Source organism: Deltaproteobacteria bacterium (genome assembly GCA_016178705.1).
In the GTDB taxonomy this organism is placed as follows: Bacteria; Desulfobacterota; Binatia; order HRBIN30; family JACQVA1; genus JACOST01.
In genome coordinates this window covers 23,988-30,699 of record JACOST010000025.1, presented here as the reverse complement: position 1 = coordinate 30,699, position 6,712 = coordinate 23,988, and the positions used below count along the sequence as shown (strand labels likewise).

General features: G+C 62.1%; 6 protein-coding genes. 1 reads left to right on the top strand and 5 read right to left on the bottom strand.

Going from position 1 to position 6,712, the window contains the following annotated elements:
- Positions 1-190 precede the first annotated feature (190 nt).
- From HYR72_16625 to HYR72_16605, 5 genes are all read right to left on the bottom strand, one after another.
- Positions 191-1,021 (bottom strand): hypothetical protein, encoded by an 831-nt coding sequence (locus HYR72_16625; protein MBI1816605.1) that lies wholly within the window; start codon positions 1,019-1,021, stop codon positions 191-193.
- A 939-nt stretch (positions 1,022-1,960) separates the two neighbouring features.
- Complete coding sequence (locus HYR72_16620) at positions 1,961-2,797, bottom strand: hypothetical protein (protein ID MBI1816604.1); 837 nt, start codon at positions 2,795-2,797, stop codon at positions 1,961-1,963.
- Positions 2,798-3,170: 373 nt separating this feature from the next.
- On the bottom strand, positions 3,171-3,431 hold the full coding sequence (locus tag HYR72_16615) for a DUF2442 domain-containing protein (protein MBI1816603.1): 261 nt from the start codon (positions 3,429-3,431) through the stop codon (positions 3,171-3,173).
- A 10-nt stretch (positions 3,432-3,441) separates the two neighbouring features.
- Entirely contained in the window at positions 3,442-3,702 is a 261-nt protein-coding gene (locus HYR72_16610; protein ID MBI1816602.1) for a DUF4160 domain-containing protein, read from the bottom strand.
- A gap of 45 nt (positions 3,703-3,747) precedes the next feature.
- Positions 3,748-5,247: a hypothetical protein gene (locus HYR72_16605; protein MBI1816601.1), complete on the bottom strand. Its 1,500-nt coding sequence runs from the start codon at positions 5,245-5,247 to the stop codon at positions 3,748-3,750.
- A 175-nt stretch (positions 5,248-5,422) separates the two neighbouring features.
- On the opposite strand from HYR72_16605, the gene HYR72_16600 reads away from it, so the two are divergent.
- Positions 5,423-6,703 carry an MFS transporter gene (locus tag HYR72_16600; GenBank protein MBI1816600.1) on the top strand — a complete coding sequence of 427 codons (1,281 nt, stop codon included), beginning with the start codon at positions 5,423-5,425 and terminating at the stop codon, positions 6,701-6,703.
- The last annotated feature ends 9 nt before the right edge of the window (positions 6,704-6,712 follow it).

Genomic DNA, 6,712 nt, shown 5'->3' with positions numbered 1-6,712 from the left:
TCATCTTGGCCTGCTTCAGATTGTACGGCTTGTACCGCGCCATCCGCCCCTCCCCATCACCTCAGCCGTCCGAACATCCCCCAGATGCTCGCTGACCCTTGATTTACACCGACCCGCGCAGTTTTTCTACAGCCTCAACGGCTCAGGCATCCGCCGCCCGCGTCTTCCTGCGCATCGCCACGCACGCATGTTATCCCCGCTTGAGTTCTCCTCGAAGCACGCGAAATTCATCGTCCGCGATCTCTCGGTTTTCATACAGAAACTCATCCTGTACGATGAACTGGTGGTCGTGCAAGGCTAACGTGTGACGCGGCCCGACGAGGCAACAATTGGGTAGGTACACGTGCCTGACGAATGGGTTCGGTTCCGCATCCTTGGCGATGTAGCTCTCGCCAGGAAGGAGCAACAGCCAGGGCTGGCTCCCCCAGACTCCAAACTGCGCTTCGATGATCACGCCAAGAAGCTTGATAGCATCGAGGGCCAACGCGCGATCATTGTGATCGGTGGCCGGGTCGAAATGAACAGCCCGCCAGCGCAGCTTCCACAGATCTCGGAAGTTCGCCACCACATCGGGGAGTAACACGTTCCAAGCTTGGAGAACGTCAATGGCGACATTCCAATTATCGAAAGAATCCTTGCTCGCCACTTTTTTGAACTCTGTGCTCGATGAAAAGTCCTGCCGCAGCGTGCGAACCAAGTGGTTGAGTATCCGTTCCCCGAGGCTGCACGATCCCGTCAGGGCGGGATAGTACCCACCCACAACGAAGGCGCTCCGAACCTGTTCGGCAAACTTGTTGTGAAACGCCAGAACGGAGAGAGGCTTTGCACCGAGAGCAACAAAGTTCTCGATCTTCGCATCAGCATCCAGCTCGCCGTACTGCTGAACCAGCCCCGCTTTGATCACCTCCCTGTTGCGCTCTTGAAGTTGCCTCACCTTTGGCTCCCAATCCTCTTCGATCTTCAGGGAGAGGACGGTGGCCCTAGTGTCGTAGTCGAATTGCAGGACTCGATACCGCTTCATGACCGCGTGCAGGCTATCGGCTCAGGCAATCGCCGCAGCCGGACGTACGCTTTGCTCTATCCGAACCGGATAGTGGCTGCGGTCGGGTGGAACGTCTCGTTGGGCGATAGCGCTCCGATGAAACACTTGCTTGTGCGACGCCGACCAGAAGTCGCAACGCGTGGTTCACCGACTCCGAGTCGCGAAACACTTCGGCCATGTCTTGCTCAAGCAGGATGACGTTCGTTCCGGCGAGGCAACGCTCGTAGTACTTGCCGCGAACACCGCTGCGAATGTCATACTCGGATCGCATTTCGTCCTTCGATGCCGACTTACTTGCCTGACTCATAGCATGATCGTCGGAGTGCTTGGAATTCCGGCTGAGCTTTGTGGGCGAGACGCGGCAAGCTCTCTCCTCAAACCAACCTTGCGGACATTCTCCTTGCTTCATCTCTTGCCGTCCGACGGCGTCGTCGTGGGCCACGGGCCGAAGTATCTCTCAAAAGGTCTTGGAGTGACCCATTGAGCACCTGGGCATTCTTCGATGCATCGAATGTGAAGTCTCACGCAGCGGTCGTGACAGCGTGCGTATCGAAGCGGCATTCTCTCGCCCGCTCGCCATGTGGGGCACGACGGCAGACACTCACCCGCTTGTTGGTCGCATCGGCTCTGACAAGCGTGATCCGACGTGATCAGCGATACCGGCTGCGTCTCCCAACAACCGCTGAGGAGAAGGATTAGTAAGGGCGCACCCGCAACCCTGCGGCTAAACCGACAACGATCAAGCGAAAGCCCGCGGGGGCGCTTCACTGAAAGTCCCACGATGCACGCTTGGCGGGTTGATTGGAGGCCATGACACTCGACGCGGTCACTCCGCATTCTTCGCCGTCAGCAACTTCTCCGCTTCGACACATCGAAGCCGTAGGCGAAGGCGCGCGCCACCAAGTGCCCCACCGCAGTTCAGCGTATCCATTGTGTGCCGGGCGGGATGTCGCAGGGACCGCCGATACGTTCGAGCGTCACCATGAGGTCGCCGAGGTCGGGACGATGCCACATCATGTGGCCGGCGGCGTCGAGTTTGCGCGTGATCTCAACGGGGACGCGCGGCGGTCGCAACACGAACACCCCGATCTCATACGTGGCGACCACGTTGATCGGGGTTTTGAAGTCGAATGCGGACACATCGTGGACGCCGTTCTCCTCGGTGCCGTCGACACGCGCGTCGGCGATCGTCCCGCCGCCGATGTCAACGATTCGGTTGCCACACTGCTCGATGCGCTCCACGTAGACGTAGATGGGGTGACCCGCTGGCACGGGCTTGCGGACCCGCTCGACGCCGAGCGTCCTCCAGAAGAGAAACCGTGCGATCGAAAACAACCGAGAGGAACGCTTGGAGGAAGTCTCGTCTGTCCACTCGGCTCGCAGCGTCCTCCAAAGCCCGCGCAGGTCGGGCGCGCCCTTCACGATCGGCTCGGTACACCTGGCAAGGACCGGCTTGGGGAACTTGTCTCCATAACCGCCCGGCGGGGTGTGAGCCACGGGAATGTCATTCGCCGACACGGCTCCGGCAACAGTCGTCGCAGCGTTCGCGTCATCGGCGTTGCTGGTCGGCGGACACTCAGGCTTCGGCTCCGTGGACGCGCTGGCGGTCGTCATGGAGGCGGCTGTGGGGATCGGCGTGAAGCAAGGAGTGAACGCCGGAGCGGAGGCGTCCGAGCCTTCGGAAGCGAAGCCTGAAAACGCCGCGCACAGGCTGCAGACGATCGCAACGACTAGGGGTGCGGCGAGTCTCGTCATGACTCGATTCCCTTCGACTTAATCGTATTGTGACAATATTTCACCGCTTAGCAGTCCGTTGAGCAACTCCGCATGCTTCGAGACGCGCCTGTCGGCGCTCCTCAGCACGAGCGGCGCTTCCCTTCTACCACAACATTTTTCCGCTCACCCTGAGGAGGCGCGAAGCGCCGTCTCGAAGGGCGCCGCACTTCTTTCAACGGGCTGCTAGACCACGAAGACAGAGTCGCCACGAAGCGCAACTCACTCCGCCTGCTTCGCTGTCAGCAACTTCTCCGCTTCGCCGACATCGAAGCCGTAGGCGAACTTACGACTCGCCGACTTCCCCCTTCATGCCCTTGAACAGCTGCGCAGCGAATCGTTGACGATGCGGAAGTTACGCCGCTCCACGCTCGGTGCTGACCTCGACGCACTCGTACAATGCCTCGGGTGCGATGTCGGCACCGTTCGGCCAGGCTATCGTCCAGCCGTCGAGGAAGAAGCGCCGAAAGTAGTTGCGGTTCTTCAGCGGCTGAAAGACCGGCCCCTTCAGCCAGCGTCGAAAATCGATAGTCTTCTCGGAATGGTCATCGAAGGTCACCTGAATCCGGTAACCACCTCGATATTCCGCCTTGACGACAAACGGAAGTCTGTCCATGACGCCTCCTCTACCGCAATGGCGCAATTGTTTCGAGCGGCTTGCCGGCCTTCATGCGCTGCCAATTGGTGCGGATCCCCGCCTCACGTTCTCTCGCCCACTGTCTGATCAGGCGCAGCGCCGTCTTGGACTCGATATTGCCAACCACCATCCGACCGGCGAGGTCGAACTTGCCGCGTTGGCCCTGGTACTCGGCGTGAAAATGCACCGGCTCGTGTTCGTTGTAGAACATCTTGATTACGATTCCGAAGAATATCGAGATTGCCGGCATCGGTTTACGCTATCGAAGAACTCATCGTACCGCGAGGCTTCCAAGTCACTCCGCCTGCTTCGCTGTCAGCAACTTCGCCGCTTCGCCGACATCGAAGCCGTAAGCGAACGCGAGGGCCACGACCGGGTGCACCGCCTGCTGTCCCGTGCCCTGCTTGATGTGCAGCGCGGCGAGGCCGCAGTCGCTGCACGCTCCGGAGCACGACTCGCCGACCTCCGGCTTCATGCCGTTGAACAGCTTCTGACCCCAGCGCAGCGAATCCTTGAAGTGCTCCGTGCGCATACTCCACGTCCCGTCGTGGCCCGAGCACTCTTGTACCGCGTCGACTTCATCGGCGATGAGTTTGAGAATGTCGCGGCCGCGCAGGCCGATGTTCTGCACGCGGATGTGACATGGAACGTGGTACTTGATCTTGCCGAGCCGCCGCGTGAAGTCGCGCTTGAGCCGCCCCTCGCGCGCGATGCGGAAGATGTACTCCGCCAAGTCGTGGCTGTGCGCCGCGACCGCCGTACTCGCCTCGCCTGCGAATAGCTGCGGATACTCTTCGCGCACCATCAGGCTGCAACTCGGCGATGGGATCACCACCTCGTAGCCACGCTCGGTCCACTGCCGCAGCTCGGCTACGTTGTGCCGCGCGTGCTGCGCCGTCGCGTCGACATCGCCACCGTCGAGGAACGGCATGCCACAACAGATCTGTCCCGGCGGAAACACGACCTCGACACCGTTGTGCTCCAGCACCTCCACCGTCGCTTTGCCGGTCTCTGGTGCGTGGTAGTCGACCAAGCACGTGGAGAAGAGCGCGACCTTGAGCGGCGTTGGCTGTTCGATGCCGTCTTTGAGCGGCTGCGGAGTCTCGACGCGCGCCGGGCCACGCCGACTCCACCAGCGCGGGAACGTTTCGGCGTGAAACGTCGGCAGCAATTTATCTCGATGGATGTCGACGGTCTTCTCCATCGCCGCCCGATTCAACCGATTGCCCATCACCCAATTCGACAACGCCGGCTGCACACTGCCGAGCTTGCCGATCAGGCGCGTGTTGCGAATCAGCTTCGTCGTCAGTGGCACGCCGTCGCGGCGCACGCGGTGCGCCTTCCAGCGCAGCAACAGGCGCGGGAAGTCGAGCGCAAAGTCGTGCGGCGGCGTGTACGGACAGTTCGGGTAACAGAGCTTGCATTGGAAACACAGATCGACCACACGATCGACCTCGGCCGTGCTCAAGTCCGCCGCGCGCGCCTGCAACTCGGGCAACTCGTCGCCGAAGGCTTCGGCACGCTCTTCGTGGTGTTCACGCGGCGCCGCAGTCGCGGCCAGCGCTCGCTTGCGGTTGGCTTGTTCGATCAGCTCGGGGTGCGCCGCCAAGTGTTCGCTGCGCCGCTGCTCAGTCTTGTTGTCTATGAGATCAAAAAGCGTGGGGAAGCTGCCGCAGAATTTGAAACACAAGCGACAGCTATGACAGACGTCGAAGATCCGGTCGACTTCACCGCGCAGATCACTGGCATCCCAAAACTTCGGCTCATTGATCTTCAACCCGATCGCGTCCGCCATCTATTCTCCCGCCCCGTGCAGTTGCCAGCGTTCCGCGTCAAACGATGCGACCCACTCCCGTTCCTATGTAGGGGCGACGCATGCGTCGCCCTCCGGAAACGTAGCATGGGGGAGTGAGTGACCAAAGTGGGAGCAACGCTCGACAAGCGGCGGCGTGGCGGGCTATCGAGGCGCGATGGCACTGCCTGCGCTCTCCGAGCCGATCCCGCCGCTGGCTGAGTCGAACTCGCGTTACAGCAGCTACGTCCTCGCCGTCTTGGTGCTGGTGTACATCTTCAACTTCATCGATCGCCAGATCCTGGCGATCCTGCTCCAACCGATCAAAGACGACCTGCACATCTCTGACACCGCGCTCGGATTTCTGTCGGGCTTCGCGTTCGCCGCGTTCTACACCACGATGGGCATTCCGCTGGCGCGACTGGGCGACGTCTGGGTGCGCCGCTCGTTGATCGCGCTGGGCCTGGCCGTGTGGAGCGGCATGACAGCGCTGTGCGGCTCGGCGCGCAGCTTCACCGAACTTGCGCTCGCGCGCATCGGCGTCGGTATCGGCGAGGCGAGCTGCACGCCGGCAGCGCACTCGCTGCTCTCGGACTACTTCCCGCCGCATCGTCGCGCCACCGCGCTGTCGATCTACAGCGCCGGCATTTACATCGGCGTCGGCATCGGCTTCTGGTTGGGAGGCTGGGTTAACGACGCGCTCGGTTGGCGTGCCGCGTTTCTCGTCGTCGGCCTGCCCGGCTGTGCGCTAGCCGTGCTCGTGCGCCTCACCATTCGCGAACCCATTCGCGGCGCATACGACCGCGTGTCGCACGCGGGTACCGCGCCGCGACTCGGCGAGGTGCTGGGCGCGTTGCGCGGTCTGCGCGCGTTCTGGTTGCTGTCGTTCGCCGGCGCCTTTCAAGCTTTTGGAAGCTACGGCCTCGGCAACTGGATCGCGGTGTTCTACATTCGCGTGCATCACATGAAGCCCGCGCAGCTCGGCGTGTATCTCGCGCTGATCACCGCCAGCAGCGGCGCCTGCGGCTCGTTTCTCGGGGGCTGGTCGGCCGATCGCTTGCAGCGCCGCAATCCGCGCGCACGCTTCTACGTCGCCGCATTCGGCGCCGCGCTCGGCGCTCCATTGAACTGGTTGGTGCTCCTACAGTCCGACGCCAGCGTGGCGTTGGCGCTCGCGGTGCCGGCGGGCCTATGCAACGCCATGTGGCTGGGGCCGAGCGCATCGCTTGTGCAAGAGATGGTGGTGCCGGAGATGCGCGCGGTGGCCGCCTCGGTGTTCTTATTCATCGTCAATCTCATCGGCCTCGGCGCCGGGCCGCAGACAGTCGGCATTCTCAACGACCTCTTCGGCCACCCCGAATCGATTCGCTACTCGTTGATGCTGGTCGTGCTCGGCAACGGACTCGCGGCGGTGTTGTTTGTACGGGCCGCCCGCGCGGCGCGGCTGGCATCAGCGTAGCCACGACGC